Genomic DNA, 16,608 nt, shown 5'->3' on the forward strand with positions numbered 1-16,608 from the left:
ATAGCCAGCTTAAAAGCTTATAGATAAAGGGATATCGCAAATATTAAACACAGTTAAAATGACCTTTAGAGGGCTGGGTCTAAAAGGGCATACGATATCCCATACCCCGAACAGTTTCAATTAAGCCACTGCCTAGTTTTTTACGCAGATAGCCCACGTACACATCCACCACATTAGACCCAGGGGAATAATCATATCCCCAAACCCGATCGAGCAACTGTTCACGACTCAGCACCTGGCCTGGATGGCTCATAAAAGTCTCTATCAGAGTAAACTCACGGGCCGATAGCTCGATTACTTTTTCTCCTGCATAGACCAATCGCGTGCGCAAATTTAACACCACGTTCCGGTGACTGAGCTGCCAATCTTGCTCGTTTGCAGTCGTTACTGCTGTGCGTAACCGAGCCCGAATTCGAGCTAGCAGTTCTTCAAAGCGGAAGGGCTTAGTGACATAGTCGTCGGCTCCCAGTTCAAAACCTGTGAGCTTGTCGTTAATACCGTCACGGGCCGTCAAAATCACAATGGGAATATGGCAACCTTGACCACGTAGTTCCTCAAGCACTGATAAGCCATCTTTTCCTGGCAAGCCCAAGTCCAGCACAATCAGCTCAAAACCACCATCCAGGGCATAGGTAATGGCATCAAGCCCCGTAGTTGCGATTTCAGTCATGAATCCATTCGCCTGCAACCCCTTGTCTAAGAAGGCGGCTACTCGTGACTCATCCTCAGCAATCAAAATTCGTTTCATCGATCACTCTCCTGATAGGCTGGCAAAGGCACCCATTGGTCAATGGGTAGCTTTAGGGTAAAGACAGAACCAATCCCAGACTGGCTCGATAATCCAATATTTCCGTTGTGGGCTTCGGCAATAGCACGAACAATGGCTAGCCCTAAACCTGACCCACCGGACTTACGTTGGGTATGTTGTACTCGGGCAAAGCGCTCAAACACCCGCATCTGTTCAGCAATGGGGATACCTTCTCCCGTATCCTTGACCCAAAACTCCACTTGGTCCTTATCATCACGACAGCCTAGCTCAATACGGTCACCCATTTGAGTATGTTGAGCCGCATTTTGGAGCAAATTCAGCAAGGCTCCTGTCAACCGGTGTGGATCAGCCACTATTTTTGCGCGAGTATCCACCTGCAGTTGCCAATCACGATCTGCCAGGGTTTGAGCCTTAGTAAACAAGTCCGTACAAAAAGCAACAACATCAACGGTTTCTAAACACAGAAAGCTGGGATGCTCAGCCTTCACAATCAGAATCAGATCATTCACCAAGCGGCCCATACGATCCAACTCATCCAATACCAAATCGACCGTTTCGGCCTGCTCAGCAGGGTCATCGCCCATCAGCTCTAAGTGACCTTGCATGATGGTAATCGGGGTGCGCAATTCATGCCCGGCATCATTTATAAAATTACGCTGACTGTTAAACGCATTCTGCAGACGATCCATCATGTTATTGAAGGCATTAGCCAGCTCCGCTAATTCTCCTGTTCCACCAACGTCAATACGACTCTCCAAATCAGTCTCATTAATCCTACGGGCTGTCTTTGCTAGCTCCTTAACCGGTTGCAATAGCCGACCCGTCAGCACCCATGCCACAGCAAATGCCACTACCAATAAGCCACCCGCAACTTCAGCAAAGACATATAGGCCAGCCAGTGCTTCCTGCCGTTCCCCAGCCGAAAGGTGGGCAATAATAAACTGGCCACGGGTAACACCATCGACCACAAGCGTATCGACCATATAAATGACCCTGCCCACAGCCGGATCACCTGTATTAGTTTTTCTTTGGGTATCGTCATCGAGCTGAATCCAGTGGGCAAAAAGGTCTGAGCCTGGCCTAATGGCATCGGGTAAAACAATGGGATTGGAACGATAAACCTGGCCATCTAAAAGAGCAATCAGAAAATTATCGTCTTCTGGTAATTCGCCAGTCACATACTCATCGACAGCAACCGATAGGGTCTCAAATGATGGATCATCAGACGCCAGCCACTGATTATAAACATCGTCAAACTCTGTGGCTTCTTCCAGGAGATTTTCATTGACACGGGCATCCACCGCTCGGAATAAGAGTGCCCGAAAGATAGGCACAGAAAGAGCCACGGCTGCTAGCATGAGAGCCATATAGAGTAAGAAGATCTTTGTTCGTGCTTCTTTTAAAAAACTGATTTGGTTAGAACGCTTCATCCTGCCAATAATTTATTTTGGACGTTGCTGATCCTCGAAATGACATTATTCAACACTGTCTAAAAAATAAAAGTTTATGACTCATGCGACTCCCTATCGCTGTGACATTTTAGGAACTGACTATCATTATTAAAATTTATCCCTTTCAAGGATAAATCTGCATGAGAAAACTCTTATTTTCCTTGTTCTTAAAGCAAGTCAACAAGTATTTATATGAACATTTTAAATGCTTGCGACTTAAGGTTGTATGTCTTGTCTAACACGGGATTTCAAGAAAAATAAGATTTCTAATTAAGACCATCTAATTATTCTCAGATTTTTAATTGCATTCATTCATCTGCCCTCATGGCAATAAAATCAGACGTTATTTCATCTTGGCTAAGAACTTTCTAAATTAGCTTTCATGAAAGCGTTCTAACCCATACTTCATTCAAATTTTAATGACGCTGACGATAGTAGTGGCATCGGTCCATTGGCACTACTGGAGAAGGAAATCCTGACATGAAACTAATGGTCTATTCCCACGATGCCTTTGGGCTGGGTAATATTCGCCGGATGCTGACAATCTGTGAATATTTACTGCGCACCCTGCCTAATGTCTCCATCCTGGTGGTGTCAGGCTCCCCCGCCCTGCACACCCTCAGACTGCCTGAGGGCCTCGACTATATTAAGCTGCCCTGTCTAGGGCGAGATCCGTCTGGTCAGCTGGAAGCCAGGTATCTCAAGAGTATGCCAGAGACATTGGTGCGGTTACGATCTCATCTGATTCTCACCGCTGCGGCCCACTTTCAGCCAGATGTATTGCTGATTGATAAAAAGCCTCAAGGTCTACGCAATGAACTGAAAGAAACCCTGGGCTATCTCAGCCGTAACCGCCCTAAAACAAAACGGGTATTACTACTGCGGGATATTCTTGATGTTCCTGCCGCCACTATTCAACAGTGGAGCAACCATAACTACTATCAGTTGACCCAAGAACATTATGACCAAGTGTGGGTAGTGGGTACCCCCGAGATTTTTAACCTACCTGATGAGTACAACTTTCCACTGCCCCTGCGGCGCAAGGTCAAGTTCTGTGGTTACCTCAGCCGAGGCTGTGGTCGTATCCCTAGGCCTGTATTACGTCAGCAGCTAGGAGTGCCCTCAGACGAACGTTTGGTGGTGGTTACCCCAGGTGGTGGTGGTGATGGACAGCAGTTGATCAAGACCTATTTAGAGAGTGTAAGGCAACAGACCGCAGCCTCTAAACCAGGTCATAAGACAGTGATTATCTCGGGGCCAGAGATGCCTGCTGCACAAAGACAACAGTTTCAGGCTCAGGTAGACACCTATGCCACAATTCGACTATTGGAGTTTAGCGATGACCTGATTAGCTACCTCAATGCTGCCGATGCCGTTGTGGCCATGGCAGGCTACAACACCACCTGTGAGATTCTCTCTCTGCGCAAACCTGCCGTTGTCATCCCTCGCATCCGGCCAGTGCAAGAACAGTGGATGCGAGCCAAACGATTTGCTGATAGAGGTCTTCTTTATGCTATCCACCCCCAACAACTCACCCCCCAAGCGTTATCCCACGCACTGCATCAGGCACTGACTAGCAGACCTTACGCCATCAACAGTTTTCGCCTTGATGGGTTACCCCGCATTGCCCAGCTGATGCAGGCGCTAATCCCATCCTATACAGCCAGCCGTAATCTAGCCGAACTGCCATGCGCCCTTTAATTGGATTCTTGTTAAAGACCTATCCTAAACTATCGGAAACCTTTATTCTCAACGAGATTTTAGAACTAGAAAGGCAGGGGCTCAACCTCCATATCTTTTCTCTCAGGTGTCCTCCAGCAGACTGCACCCATGACGATGTAGCTCAGGTCCAAGCTCCAGTCACCTATCTACCCTCGCTACTACCTGAATTTGACCCAACCCAAGAAAAACAGTTAATTGATGCTCATCTCGATCTGTTTAACCAAGATAGTAAGACCTATCTGCAGGCGCTCCAGTTTTATCTAAGCCGTACTGAAGAGCGACGGCTCAATGAGTTTTTGCAAGGTGGCTATCTGGCTTGGCACATGCAGCAACTCGGCATTACCCACCTCCATGCCCACTTTGCCAATGTGCCCGCCGTCACGGCAGAGATCGCCCAAGCCTTTTCGGGGATGTCCTATAGTATTACGGCCCATGCCAAAGACATTTATCTCAGTGACAATGCCGCCCTTGACCGCCGCATAGCCAAAGCGGAATTTGTCCTCACCTGCACTGACTACAACCGTTGCTATCTGGAACAGGTTTCCACATCTCATACCCCCATTCACCTGGCATACCATGGCTTAGATATCATCCGTTTTAGCCCCGTCCTTAGATCTCAATCATCGGCAGTTCCCTTAATTTTGAGCGTGGGTCGCTTCTGCGAGAAAAAGGGCTTTCCCTATCTGTTAAAAGCCTGCCATTTACTCAAACAGACAGGTGTGCCCTTCCACTGTGCCATTGTCGGCTATGGCCCTCTGGGAGATTGCATTCGGCAACAGATCAGCGACTTGGGTCTCACTGACCATATCACTCTGGTGGGCAAGCTCACCCAGGATCAACTAATTGAGTATTACCAAGAAGCAGATCTGTTTGTGTTGCCCTGTTTGGTAACCGACGATGGCGATCGCGATGGTATTCCCAACGTGTTGTTAGAAGCCATGGCTATGGAACTGCCGGTAGTATCGACCGATATCTCAGGCATTTCTGAGCTGGTGGAGTCTAACTATAACGGAGTGTTAGTGCCTGAGAAGAATGAGTTGGCATTGGCTCAGGCCTTGGAAGCATTGATCCGTCAGCCTGAGCTCAGAATAACCCTGGGTGAAGCAGGTCGCTTGACTGTGTTGGATAAGTTTGGTCTGACCAGCAATGTGGGGCGGGTGAAAGACTGGCTGCTAAAGGCGGTTAAACAGCCGCCGATGAGACCACAGACTCAGGCTAGGGTGCTAGGCGATCTGCTGCAGCTGACAGTGTCTTAAGTTGCACTGCCGAAATCCATCCCCTCCTGGGAGGGGCTCCGGGGTGGGTCCCCTGGAAAGAGGTCTAGAGAAAATGATTCCTTTGCTTCAACATCACAATTCAATGTTTCGAAAAAACACTCTATGAAGACTCTACTGTTTTACTGTCAACATATTCTGGGTATTGGTCACTTGATCCGTAGTATGGCCATTGCGCGTGGCTTGGCCCAAGATTTCAAAGTTTACTTTGTCAATGGTGGCGAAGTGATTCAGGACTTTCCGATTCCTGCAGGCATTGAAGTCATTAATCTCCCAGCGATTAAGACGGATTCAAATTTCCGAGAATTGCAGGTGCCTGAGGGATTTGCCGATGTGGATGCGGCGTTGGTATACCGGCGGGAACTGCTGTTGGAGGTTTGCGATCGCATCCGCCCCACTGTCGTCATGGTGGAGCTTTTCCCCTTTGGTCGTCGTCGCTTTTCCCCTGAGCTGATCCCCTTACTAGAGCGAGCAAAAGACTATGGAGCTAAGACCATCTGCAGTCTGCGCGATATTGTTGTTACCAAACAAGATCAAGACCGCCATGAAGCGAAAGTTTGTAAGCTAATGAATCGCTATTTTGATCAGCTACTGATCCATGGTGATCCTAAGTTTTTACCCCTAGACAACAGCTTTTCTCGTGTGCAAGATCTCAACTGTGAAGTCCACTATACAGGCTATGTCGTACCTGATGCGGATCGCAAATTTGCCCCCAGGACCGAAGCAGATCCACCCATGATTCTCGTCAGCGTTGGTGGTGGTCGCTTTGGTCACGAATTGTTGAACTGTGTAGCCGAAGCCAGTCAATTTCTAGAGGATAAAATCCAACATCACATCCAAATGTTCACAGGGCCGTTTGCACCGGAAGCGGTTTTCAACCAGCTACAGGCCATAGCAACGCAATGCTCAAATCTAACAGTACAACGCTATACTCCTGATTTACTCAGCTATATGGCCAAAGCTGACCTGTCCATTAGTATGGCAGGCTATAACACCACGCTCAATGTTTTGCAAACTGGCGTTCGTGCCATGCAGCTGCCTTTCACCGGTAATGACGACCAAGAACAGAGACTGCGTTCTACTCGGCTAGAAAGGCTTGGCATGGTCAAAGTGATTGATCCGACCGATCTCGATCCAATTTTGTTCTCACTTGAAATCATTAAGGCCCTGGGTCATCGTCCCACTCGTCAGTCTTTTTGTCTCGGAGGTGTGGAGATTACGGTCCTGCGGGTCAAGGCTCTTGTGGAACAAGAGATTCTTGTTTGAACTGCCAAAAAGACCACAACACAATTTTATCAGTCCAGTTACTTTCTCCCAACCCATGACCCAGTCTAAAGTTTGTATGACCACTCTCGAATTTCCCCCTGATGTCGGTGGCGTTGGCGAGTCCGTCGCTCGCATTGCCAACCTGCTTAAAGATATCGGCTACGAAGTTCACATTGCCGTATTCCACTCCAAGCAGCGTAAGGCAGAAGGTTACTATCGTTCAGATTGCCGGACCACAGACCAAGGTGGTATCCAGGTGCATCGTCTTACCCCTGCTAGTCGGTCAAATGCGCCAATCTTGCAGGACTACCGCAGCGAGATTTATTTTCAACTCAAGCAACTGCACCATCAGCATCAGTTCGATCTCTTCCATGCCTTCTTTATTAATGAGACTGGCTTTATCACCACTCTGCTAGCGAAGGAAGAAGGTATTCCCATTATCAACAGCGTGCGTGGCAGCGACCTGCATAAGCATGTGTTTAGCCCCAAACAGCACGGTCAGATCAGCTGGATTTTAGAAAACTCCGACTGGGTAACGTTTGTCAGCCGTGATCTGCAAAAACGAGGCCAGGTACTTGTCCCCACGCTAAAGGCCAGGTCTAGCGCTTTCTGGAACTCGATTCAACCGATAGATTTCTCTGCATTACCCACCCATTTACCCTTGGCCAATCAGCTCAAGAAAGAATTAGTCATTGGCTCAGTTGGTCGATTTCGTGACAAGAAAGGACTGGAATATTTGTTAGAGGCCTGTGCCGATTTAAGGCAGACTATGCCGCTCACCCTGCTGTTAGTAGGTGATTTTGCCGAGCGAGAACGCCCCTATTGGGAAGCCGCTATCCACGATAGGGGCATGGAAAATAACATCGTGATCACAGGTATGGTGCCACGGGCTGAAGGGATGGCCTATCTGCGCTATATGGATATCTATGCTATTCCATCTCTCCACGACGGTTGTCCCAATGCGTTACTCGAAGCAATGCTAGCAGGGCGAGCGATTGTCGGCACTAATGTAGATGCCATTGGTGAAATTTTGGACCACAACTGCAACGGCCTGGTCGTGACTCCCGGCTTTAGCGCTGAACTCAAAGCCGCTATTCTCACCCTGGCCCAATCCCCTGATCTCCGTCAACGATTGGGGCAAACGGCCCAAGCAACTGCCCGTCAAGAACTCTCGCCCATCGTCGAACAGCGAAACTGGGCCAGGGTTTACCAACAGGTTTTGACGAGTCCGTTTACCCTTCTCTCATCTTTATCTTAGCAATTAGTTTCAGGAGATTTACCATGACTTCTGCAATCCCTACAGTCCCCACAACACCAGCAGAATCAACCTCTCAGCCTGCGATTACCATTGTGGTCGTTCCACGAGAACGGTTTAGCTACAGCCAACAGTCCTTGGATAGCATTTACCAGTATACGAACATGCCATTTGAGCTGGTGTATGTAGATGGTGGCTCCCCTCGGTCTGTCCAGCACTATTTGCGCGGGGCTGCAACAGAACGAGATTTTACCCTGGTACGTACCGACCATTTTCTGGCTCCCAACCAGGCTCGTAACCTTGGCCTGGGTCAGGTTGAAACGGACTATGTTTTATTCATTGATAATGATGTTCATGTTTCCTATGGCTGGTTAGAGAAGCTGTGGGAATGTGCGCAAGCGACGGATGCGGCTGTTGTCTGTCCACTGACTTGTATTGGTAAACCGTTACACCAAAAGGTTCATTTAGCTGGAGGGGAGGCGCGAATCTTTACTGAGCTAAAGAGAAACAAGGCCTGTCGTCGGGTACATGAGAAACACTATTTTGTGAATTGTGCAGTAGCAGAGATTCAGGATCAGCTGCAGCGCCGGGCCTGCGAGTTTGCAGAGTTTCACTGCATGTTGGTTAAGCGATCAGTATTTAATCAGCTTGGACCCTTAGATGAAAAGCTGTTGAGTACGCGGGAGCATATTGATTTTTGTTTGGATGTGGGTCAATCAGGCGGCAGGATTTATTGTGAACCTGATTCGGTGGTGACTTATGTACCGGATATTCTCTATCGTTGGTCAGATTTGGCTTTCTTTATGCTGCGTTGGAGTGATGAGTGGGAGATTAAGAGTTTGAAGCATTTTAGGCAGAAATGGAATTTGGATCAGGGTAAGTATTTTAAGAAGCGCTATCAGCGTTTGGGGCATCGTCGACATCATGCTTTTTTGCGTCCGTTGGTGCGGAAGTTGACGTTTGGGAGGATGATCCCTTGGTTGGAGAAGTTTGTTATTGGGTTGGAGCGGCGGTTGAATCGGTTGATTACGGGGCGTTATATGCGGCTTTATGGGGAGGGTTTTGAGATTAGGGGGGAACAGGTGATGAGTAAGGTGCCGAGCTCGGTGTAAGTTTTTTTTCTACTAGAAGTTGGTTACCTTGCTTTAGGGTATTGCTTAAGAGGCTTTAGCGGTTGCGTGGGGTCCCTCCGAGTTCCCTTTCCGGAAGTAGTCACGTTGTCCCCAATTGCATACGGGGCTTCCCTTGGGCAGGGCGGGATGCCGCCCTACAACCCTCATAAAAATAATAACGTTATCCCAAGTTGCATGAGAAAGAAGTGATTGGTGGGGTGAGTTTTAATTTTCTGTGACATGCCACAGAAAATTAAAAAAGCATCAGTTATCGATTTCACCTTGAATAATGTCTTTTAGGAAAACTTAGTCCAAGAACAGCGCGATAACTGCCCTTTTACGGTGTGGAGCGAATGCGGAGCAGCGTAACACCCCACCAGCCGCCAGTGCAACACTCTTGGCAGTTAACCAACTAACCTCTTGTGCGGGGGGTGTGGGGGCGTTGAGGCCCCCACGAACAGGAGGGGTTCGGGGAGGAAAGCCCTGAGCAACCCACTTCCACCCCTAACCAACACTTAAAAAATATGACCAACAAAATTTTCGATCACATCTCCCACTAGGTCTCCATAGAAAACCCCTAGCAAAAAGAGAGGAACTACATCATCCACCACTATGGCTAAACGAAAATCTTTTCGGTCATCCCTACCCAGTCTAAAACCAATTGCCCAACGCTTTTGGCCCCATATCCGCAAACAGTCTCGTTTACTCACTGGCGCATTCTTCGCCCTACTGGCAGAAACCGGTCTCCGTCTGCTAGAACCCTGGCCCCTCAAACTCATGTTTGACCGAGTCATCCTACCCGCCGGGTTTAATATCCACGGTCACAATATCGAAGCTCTAGCTAACGTCTCACCCATCTTAGTGCTAACCATACTTTCAGCCGCTTTGATCGTGATTGCAACCGGACGGGGTGCCGCCGCTTACTTGAGTACTGTGGGTATGGCTGTCGCTGCCACCCATGTGATGGCTGATATTCGGGGTCAGTTGTATAACCATATTCAAGCACTGTCACTGTCGTTTCATAGTCAGGCAAAAAGTGGTGACCTGATTACCCGTGTCACCTACGATATTGAGCGGTTGCGAGAGGTTACAGTGGTGGCAGCACTGCCGTTAGTCACTCACTTCCTGACGCTGATCGGCATGGTGGGGGTGATGTTTTGGCTCAATTGGGAATTGGCATTGATTGCGATCGCAATCCTACCTCTCTTCATCTTCACCACCACCACCATGTCGAAAAAAATCCACAAGGTGGCCCGCACCCAGCGCCAACGAGAAGGAGCCATGGCCGCATCGGCTGCCGAAGCCATCGGCGCAATCAAAGTCGTACAGGCTTTATCCTTACAAGATTTTCTAGGACAGACCTTTGCTAAAAACAATCGTAAAAGTCTAAAGGAGAGTGCCGAAACCCAGCGGTTACGTGCTGGACAGGAACGTCTAGTGGAGAGTCTGGTTGTCATCGTACAGGCCCTCGTCCTCTGGCGCGGTGTACAGCTTGTGCTGGCTGGAAATGCGACACCGGGAGACTTGCTCGTGTTTCTCACCTATCTCAAAGTGGCATTTAAGCCCATGCGACAGCTGGCTAAATATACCGGACAGATTGCTAAGGCCATCGCCTCGGGAGAACGAGTGATTGCACTGCTCGATACAGTACCGGATGTCCGCGATCTGAAGGGAGCCAGATCCGCTCCCGCATTCCGTGGCGATGTTCATTGCCAGGGGGTTACGTTTGCCTATGACCCAGCCAAAGGGATTCTGCGCAATCTCACCTTTGCTGCCAAACCAGGAGAACAGGTGGCCATTGTTGGCCCATCTGGTGGGGGGAAATCTACCCTAATCAGCTTGCTGCTGAGATTTTATGACCCCATCGAGGGTGGGGTACAGATCGACGGTCATGATTTGCGAGCATATACTCTGGCATCTCTAAGGCAACAGATTAGTATTGTTCTCCAGGATAGTGTTCTGTTTGCCACCAGCGTCCGTGACAACATTGCCTATGGTGCTCTCGGAGCCAGCGATGCTGAGGTTGAGGCCGCCGCCCGTTTGGCCAATGCCCATGATTTTATTATGGAGCTACCCCAGGGGTACGACACCATTTTGGGAGAGCGAGGAGCCACCCTTTCCGGTGGTCAACGACAGCGTGTCGCCATTGCCCGTGCTGCTATCCGCAAAGCTCCCATTATCATTCTCGATGAACCTACTAGCGGTCTGGACAGCACTAGCGCAGCCCTTGTCAGCGATGCCCTTAACCGACTTACCCAGGGTAAAACCAGCTTCTGGATCTCCCATCATCTCAGTACCGTTCAGCACGCGGACCAGATTCTCTATATCGAACAAGGGCGCATTTTAGAACGGGGCACCCATGACCAGCTCATGGTTGAGGCGGGCCGTTATGCTCAGATGTATCACCTGCAATCCGGTCGTTATTTGTCAGAAAAAAGCTATGCGAACTGATCGACCACCCAGTCGTATTATCCTGGTTCGTCATGGGCGTAGCACCTTTAACGATCAAGGCCGTTACCAGGGCAGCTCCGATCAGGCAGTGCTTACCCCAACAGGGATCAAAACGGCTCGTCAAGTGGGGCAATATCTAAAAAGTATCGCTATTGATGCCGTGTATACCAGCCCTTTATTACGGGCAAAACAAACGGCTGGAGAAATTCTTAAAGCGATGGCCGATAAACGGCCTAAACCCATTACCGTGAGCAACGATCTTCGGGAAATCGATCTGTCTGTGTGGGAAGGACTCACCTATGAGCATGTGCGTCACCACCATAAAGACATCTATGACTGCTGGCAGCAGCGTCCTGAGGAGTTTAAACTGCCATATTCTGATAGCAATTATCATTTTCCGGTCAACGATCTCTATGAACGAGCCCAAAGGTTTTGGACCCACAGCCTACCTCACTATTCAGGCAAAACGGTACTCATCGTTAGTCATGGTGGCACAAATCACGCTCTGATTAGTACCGCCTTGGACCTACGGCCAAAACATCATCACCGTTTGCAACAGTCCAATTGCGGCATTAGTGTATTGGAGTTCTCAGGACATGGTGTAACGCTCAACCAGCTCAACCAAACCACCGTAATCAAGGAAATCCTACCCAAACTCAAGGCCGGAAAACAGGGGCTGCGGTTATTGTTATTGCCAGAGGATAGTCTTACCTCTGTCGCCTGTAAACAGCTGGCCCATCGCCTAGCTGCCATTAAGTTAGACTTTTGTCTTTCAGTTACGGCCGGTCAGCAATGGTTGCATACCTTACTGCGATATCATCCGAGCATTACTCAGTTTGCGGATGAGCGCGACGACTTTCTGCAAGATTGGCACCAGGGGGGGACTGAGTTTTTTGGCTCGACTCAGGAGCTGATGACTGGGCTTGCGATCACACCCACCCCTAGCATCCAAACCCTACTGATGCAAACCCTAGGTGGTCGTCCCTACCAAGGGGAAAAACTCTCCATTAAACCTGGCCAGCTCAGCGTTATTCACTATCCCCAAAGCCATCGTCCCGTTGTCCAAGCGATTAATATCTAACCTATGGCACTGTCCAGTGGAACTGATGCGATTTTAGGTCTCCCCAAGTTTATCGACTGGTATAAAACTATTGTCAAACCAACAATCTACCTCTATCAGCATAGGTTAGCCAGCAGGATATTTCGTCCTTCAAAAAATTTCTGAAGCCTCTAACGCTTTAGGTTTTAGGGGTTTCACACTACCAGTAAAAATACGGCACCCAATACGTAGAAGACTACATCGGCGCTCACTCAGCCAAGCCTCAACAAAACGCCTATATATTCATCAATATGATTTGAAATAGGGTCAAAAGCCCCATTTTTAGAGGCATTATAAAAGATCGCCATTTATACTGAGTTTTCTTGATTAGAACTAGCGTATGATTTTGTCTAGATAGCCACAGATTGCTGCAATGCCTCCACAGCCAAATCCAGGCTACTTATTCATCCCAGCTATAAATAGCTGGTACTCATGAAAATAATCTCATTTTTACTTTATTACACTCTTAGTTGAGTTTCTCATAGTTCTAAGTAGTGTCAATCAATGTCACGACTGCAGTATTGAACTAGCAAGCTACATTTTCTCAGGAAATCTGAGTTAATGGTCCATCAGGGAAAATTCAAAAGCGCATCTGGACCCAGGTCCACGGTCAATACTGACCGCTACTATCCCATTGTCCTCGCTTCCAAATTTTGGATAGTTCCCATGACCACCACACTTCTCCCCACCCATGCCACACCCCAAGCAAAATTAAAGCCATCCATTACCATTGTGGTGTCGTCTAGAGATTGTTTTAGCTATACACAACAATCTCTAGATAGTATCTATAAACATACTAACGTTCCATTTGAGCTAGTGTATGTGGATGCTGGCTCACCAAAACATATTCAAAAATATCTAACCCGAGCAGCTGCTAAACTAGGTTTTACGGTAGTACGTTCTGATCATTTTCTTACACCAAATCAGTCTCGCAACCTGGGTTTGAGCCAAGTTACGACAGATTATGTCGTCTTCATGGACAATGATATTCATGTCTCTAGTGGTTGGCTAGAAAAACTTTGGCAATGTGCGCAAGAAACGGATGCTACGGTTGTCTGTCCGCTTACGTGTATTGGCAGTAGTCCATTGCATGATCGCATTCATATAGCTGGCGGCGAAGCCAGAATTTTTATGGATGTTAAAGACAACCAGATCCGCCGTCGTCTTTATGAAAAACGCTTTCTCGCCAATCGTTCGGCAAAAAGTATAAAACATCAGCTCTATAGACGCGCCTGCGAATTTGCAGAATTGCACTGCATACTGATTAAACGAGACGTCTTCGATCAAATTGGATACTTGGATGAAAGACTGTTGAGCACCCAAGAGGACATGGACTTTTGTCTCACCATTAACCGCATCGGTGGGCGCATGTTCTGCGAGACGAGCTCAGTTGTCACCTATGTTCCACAGGCACCCCGTCATTGGTCAGATTTAGCTTACTTTATGCTGCGCTGGAGCGATGCTTGGGAAGTCGAGAGTCTGATGCACTTTCAACAAAAGTGGGACTTGGATATGGATCAATATTTTTTGCAACGATACAAACAGCTGGGTTATCGTCGTCGTCAGGTATTCTTATATCCTTTACTCCGTCAACTCATGAGGAAGAATACGGCACTCTGGTTAGAGAAACTTACCATTGACCTAGAACGACGACTTAACCAGATCATCACAGACCGTCATGCCCAGCTAATGAATGACACCATTAGGAAGTTCGTGCCTACTCGTGTACCCGCTAATCGCCAATCTTCAATTAGACAAAGGCTTCAACGTCTTATTCGTCGCAACGCTTCCGCTCAGATATCTCCAACTCATCTGATGTCTCACTAGTGGGCTACCGAGATAATCGATCAATTGTTTTTTGTAGACAAGCCCATCGCCATCAATAACAAGTAGCCAGGAGAGGGGCTGCCTACTCTCTCCGGTTCTATTTCTCAGTGCTCACTCGAAATAACCAACAGCGAGCATCTATTCATCGGTGACTTTAATACTTTTTCAACAAATTTGAAATGCAAACTCAAACTATCACCAAACGCACTACCACCAAGACGTCTCTTCTACCTTCTATTACCCTTATCGTAGCACCACGAGAGCGTTTTAGCTACGTCCAACCATCCCTGGAAAGTATCTACAGACATACAAAAATACCGTTTGAGCTTGTCTATATTGATGTCAACTCTCCTCAGTATCTTCGGCATTATCTAGCTCGATCAGCAGCAGAAAGAGATTTTACACTATTGCGCGTCCCTCGTTTTTTATCTCCTAACCAGGTGCGTAATATAGCTCTAAGTTATGCTACGACAGACTATGTCCTATTTATCGACAATGACATTCATGTTTCTCCTGGCTGGCTAGAAAAGCTATGGAAATGTGCCCAGGAAACGGATGCCACAGTAGTATCTCCTCTCCTATGCGTCGGTAAGCCTTTACATGAGAGAATTCTGATGGCAGGAGGTGAGATCAGAATTTTCTTAGAGACAGATGGGCCGTATGAGCATCGTCGTCTTTACAAGAAATGTCATCTGGTAAATCGTTCAGCAACTATGTTGAAGCATCAGTTACAGCAACGGGCCTGTGACTATGCCGAGCTGAGTTGCATGCTGGTCAAGCGAGATATTTTTGAGCAGATTGGTCCTTTTGATGAAAAGCTACTAAATACCCAAGAGAACCTTGATTTTTGTCTTAGCGTAGCCCAGGCTGGTGGAAAGATTTATTGTGAACCTGCGGCGGTAGTGACCTATGTCCCTGAGATGCCTCGCCGCTGGTCGGATTTGATTTATTTTATGCTGCGCTGGAGCGATGCTTGGGAAGCTGAGAGTCTTATCCATTTTCAGAAGAAGTGGGGGCTGGATATGGATCGGGACTTTATGAAGCGGTTTCAGCAGTTGGGACATCAGCGTCATCAGCTCCTGTTGTTGCCGTTGTTACGTCGATTGACGGCAGGACGTCGAGTGCGCGTATTGGAGAAACTGGCAATTCGTTTAGAGCAATGGCTTAACCAATACATTACAGATCGCTATAAGCGACGGTCCAGACAGTTGGCAACTAAACGATTAGAGACTCAACAACTAGGGGCTAAACGATTAGGGGCTAAACGATTAGGTCGCAAAATATCTGTCTGGCCACAGTATTGATTGGAACATTATTTGCTAAATTCAGAGATTGAAATGATTAGGAATCACTTCAGGATTATTTGAGAGAGAGGTGCAAATATTTAATGAGCACCTCCAAGATGTACTGGGCTTTATCCGTTTTGCGGATAAAGCCCGATGTGCCAGCTACTCTAGCCCGTACCCGCTCGGTAATATTGTCATTATCCGCCACGATGATAATCGGAGTCTCTTTGAAAGCAGACATCTGTCGAATCTGGGCACATAGCCCATAGCTGTTAGCCATGGGCATTATTAAATCTATGAAAATAAGTTGGGGCCTAAGTTCTAACAGCTGTGATAGGTCTTGTAAGGCATCAGGAATGCGAACGCAGTTGTAACCAGCCCTGCTAATAATCTCGACCATGGCTTGACGATGAGTTGGGCGATCATCCACATAAACTACCGTGGTATGACCAAACTGTTGTTGTGGAGGCGTGATCGCTTGCTCCATGGAGGCTACACTGAAAGCCGACAGCTTAGACGGCATTTTGCGGACGACAGAGACATTATCCAGTAGAGTTTCAATTCTCTGAAAAAGAGTTCTGACAGACACAGGCTTCCGGACATAGGTATCAAACCCAGCCTGTCGCAACAGTTGTCCATCTATGGTGCGATTTGCGATCGCAATAACGGGTATTAACCCTGTAGCTCTAGCTTTTTTAAGCACCTTAATGACTTGCCAGCCATTGACTATTGGCACATCCATATCGAGCAAAATCAGATCTGGAGATGCGGCAGTTGCTAGTATCAGCCCTTCATCTCCTCGATTGGCCGTCACCGCCTCATAGCCATCGCCCTCAAATTCTTGCTGCAGCCTCTGACAACTCTGTTCATTGGATATCAATAACAGTTTAGTCATGAAAAAGAAATCCTTAGCTCTTATCAAGTCAAGAACAGATTCATCTTTCTTTTATATTTTTGCTCAGCCCAGGTTAAACACTTAGGGGATGGATAATGAGCAAGCTAACCCTAATGACGATAGCTCTAATACTAACTTCTCCAGGTAGAATCAGCTACTATTCGTCTTTCTCCTTTTTCTCGCCTATGGCAGTGTCCTGAA

At 47.7% G+C, this 16,608-nt stretch carries 12 protein-coding genes; 9 read left to right on the forward strand and 3 right to left on the reverse strand.

The window, feature by feature from the left end; genetic code table 11:
- Positions 1 to 79 precede the first annotated feature (79 nt).
- Entirely contained in the window at positions 80 to 748 is a 669-nt protein-coding gene (locus IXB50_RS08805) for a response regulator transcription factor (protein WP_215608590.1), read from the reverse strand.
- On the reverse strand, positions 745 to 2,136 hold the full coding sequence (locus IXB50_RS08810) for a sensor histidine kinase (protein WP_246564296.1): 1,392 nt from the start codon (positions 2,134 to 2,136) through the stop codon (positions 745 to 747). The genes IXB50_RS08805 and IXB50_RS08810 overlap by 4 nt, the downstream gene beginning before the upstream one ends.
- Before the next feature lie 564 nt (positions 2,137 to 2,700).
- On the opposite strand from IXB50_RS08810, the gene IXB50_RS08815 reads away from it, so the two are divergent.
- The 9 genes from IXB50_RS08815 (at position 2,701) to IXB50_RS08855 (ending at position 15,530) form a co-directional block, all read left to right on the forward strand.
- Positions 2,701 to 3,921, forward strand: coding sequence for a glycosyltransferase family protein (locus IXB50_RS08815; protein ID WP_215608592.1), 1,221 nt, complete (start codon positions 2,701 to 2,703; stop codon positions 3,919 to 3,921).
- A complete protein-coding gene (locus IXB50_RS08820) occupies positions 3,909 to 5,198 on the forward strand; it encodes a glycosyltransferase (protein WP_215608593.1) in 1,290 nt (429 codons plus the stop codon). The genes IXB50_RS08815 and IXB50_RS08820 overlap by 13 nt, the downstream gene beginning before the upstream one ends.
- A 123-nt stretch (positions 5,199 to 5,321) precedes the next feature.
- Positions 5,322 to 6,482: a glycosyltransferase family protein gene (locus IXB50_RS08825; RefSeq protein WP_215608594.1), complete on the forward strand. Its 1,161-nt coding sequence runs from the start codon at positions 5,322 to 5,324 to the stop codon at positions 6,480 to 6,482.
- A gap of 55 nt (positions 6,483 to 6,537) precedes the next feature.
- Positions 6,538 to 7,740 (forward strand): glycosyltransferase, encoded by a 1,203-nt coding sequence (locus tag IXB50_RS08830; RefSeq protein ID WP_215608595.1) that lies wholly within the window; start codon positions 6,538 to 6,540, stop codon positions 7,738 to 7,740.
- 23 nt (positions 7,741 to 7,763) lie between these two features.
- On the forward strand, positions 7,764 to 8,849 hold the full coding sequence (locus IXB50_RS08835) for a glycosyltransferase family 2 protein (RefSeq protein WP_215608596.1): 1,086 nt from the start codon (positions 7,764 to 7,766) through the stop codon (positions 8,847 to 8,849).
- A 612-nt stretch (positions 8,850 to 9,461) separates the two neighbouring features.
- Positions 9,462 to 11,300 carry an ABC transporter ATP-binding protein gene (locus tag IXB50_RS08840; RefSeq protein WP_215608597.1) on the forward strand — a complete coding sequence of 613 codons (1,839 nt, stop codon included), beginning with the start codon at positions 9,462 to 9,464 and terminating at the stop codon, positions 11,298 to 11,300.
- Positions 11,290 to 12,381, forward strand: coding sequence for a histidine phosphatase family protein (locus IXB50_RS08845; RefSeq protein ID WP_215608598.1), 1,092 nt, complete (start codon positions 11,290 to 11,292; stop codon positions 12,379 to 12,381). The genes IXB50_RS08840 and IXB50_RS08845 overlap by 11 nt, the downstream gene beginning before the upstream one ends.
- 684 nt (positions 12,382 to 13,065) lie before the next feature.
- Positions 13,066 to 14,226 carry a glycosyltransferase family 2 protein gene (locus IXB50_RS08850; protein WP_215608599.1) on the forward strand — a complete coding sequence of 387 codons (1,161 nt, stop codon included), beginning with the start codon at positions 13,066 to 13,068 and terminating at the stop codon, positions 14,224 to 14,226.
- A 179-nt stretch (positions 14,227 to 14,405) separates the two neighbouring features.
- On the forward strand, positions 14,406 to 15,530 hold the full coding sequence (locus IXB50_RS08855) for a glycosyltransferase family 2 protein (protein WP_215608600.1): 1,125 nt from the start codon (positions 14,406 to 14,408) through the stop codon (positions 15,528 to 15,530).
- Between the two features lie 55 nt (positions 15,531 to 15,585).
- Here IXB50_RS08855 and IXB50_RS08860 read toward each other — a convergent pair whose 3' ends face one another.
- Positions 15,586 to 16,407 (reverse strand): response regulator, encoded by an 822-nt coding sequence (locus IXB50_RS08860; protein ID WP_215608601.1) that lies wholly within the window; start codon positions 16,405 to 16,407, stop codon positions 15,586 to 15,588.
- Between the last annotated feature and the right edge of the window lie 201 nt (positions 16,408 to 16,608).

The organism is Leptothoe spongobia TAU-MAC 1115, assembly GCF_018739885.1.
In the GTDB taxonomy this organism is placed as follows: domain Bacteria; phylum Cyanobacteriota; class Cyanobacteriia; order Phormidesmidales; family Phormidesmidaceae; genus Leptothoe; species Leptothoe spongobia.

Bases quoted from the DNA above. Each gene is read 5' to 3' on its own strand.
- IXB50_RS08805 (WP_215608590.1), bottom strand. From the start codon at position 748: ATGAAACGAATTTTGATTGCTGAGGATGAGTCACGAGTAGCCGCCTTC.
- IXB50_RS08810 (WP_246564296.1), bottom strand. From the start codon at position 2,136: ATGGCTCTCATGCTAGCAGCCGTGGCTCTTTCTGTGCCTATCTTTCGG.
- IXB50_RS08815 (WP_215608592.1), top strand. From the start codon at position 2,701: ATGAAACTAATGGTCTATTCCCACGATGCCTTTGGGCTGGGTAATATT.
- IXB50_RS08820 (WP_215608593.1), top strand. From the start codon at position 3,909: ATGCGCCCTTTAATTGGATTCTTGTTAAAGACCTATCCTAAACTATCG.
- IXB50_RS08825 (WP_215608594.1), top strand. From the start codon at position 5,322: ATGAAGACTCTACTGTTTTACTGTCAACATATTCTGGGTATTGGTCAC.
- IXB50_RS08830 (WP_215608595.1), top strand. From the start codon at position 6,538: ATGACCCAGTCTAAAGTTTGTATGACCACTCTCGAATTTCCCCCTGAT.
- IXB50_RS08835 (WP_215608596.1), top strand. From the start codon at position 7,764: ATGACTTCTGCAATCCCTACAGTCCCCACAACACCAGCAGAATCAACC.
- IXB50_RS08840 (WP_215608597.1), top strand. From the start codon at position 9,462: ATGGCTAAACGAAAATCTTTTCGGTCATCCCTACCCAGTCTAAAACCA.
- IXB50_RS08845 (WP_215608598.1), top strand. From the start codon at position 11,290: ATGCGAACTGATCGACCACCCAGTCGTATTATCCTGGTTCGTCATGGG.
- IXB50_RS08850 (WP_215608599.1), top strand. From the start codon at position 13,066: ATGACCACCACACTTCTCCCCACCCATGCCACACCCCAAGCAAAATTA.
- IXB50_RS08855 (WP_215608600.1), top strand. From the start codon at position 14,406: ATGCAAACTCAAACTATCACCAAACGCACTACCACCAAGACGTCTCTT.
- IXB50_RS08860 (WP_215608601.1), bottom strand. From the start codon at position 16,407: ATGACTAAACTGTTATTGATATCCAATGAACAGAGTTGTCAGAGGCTG.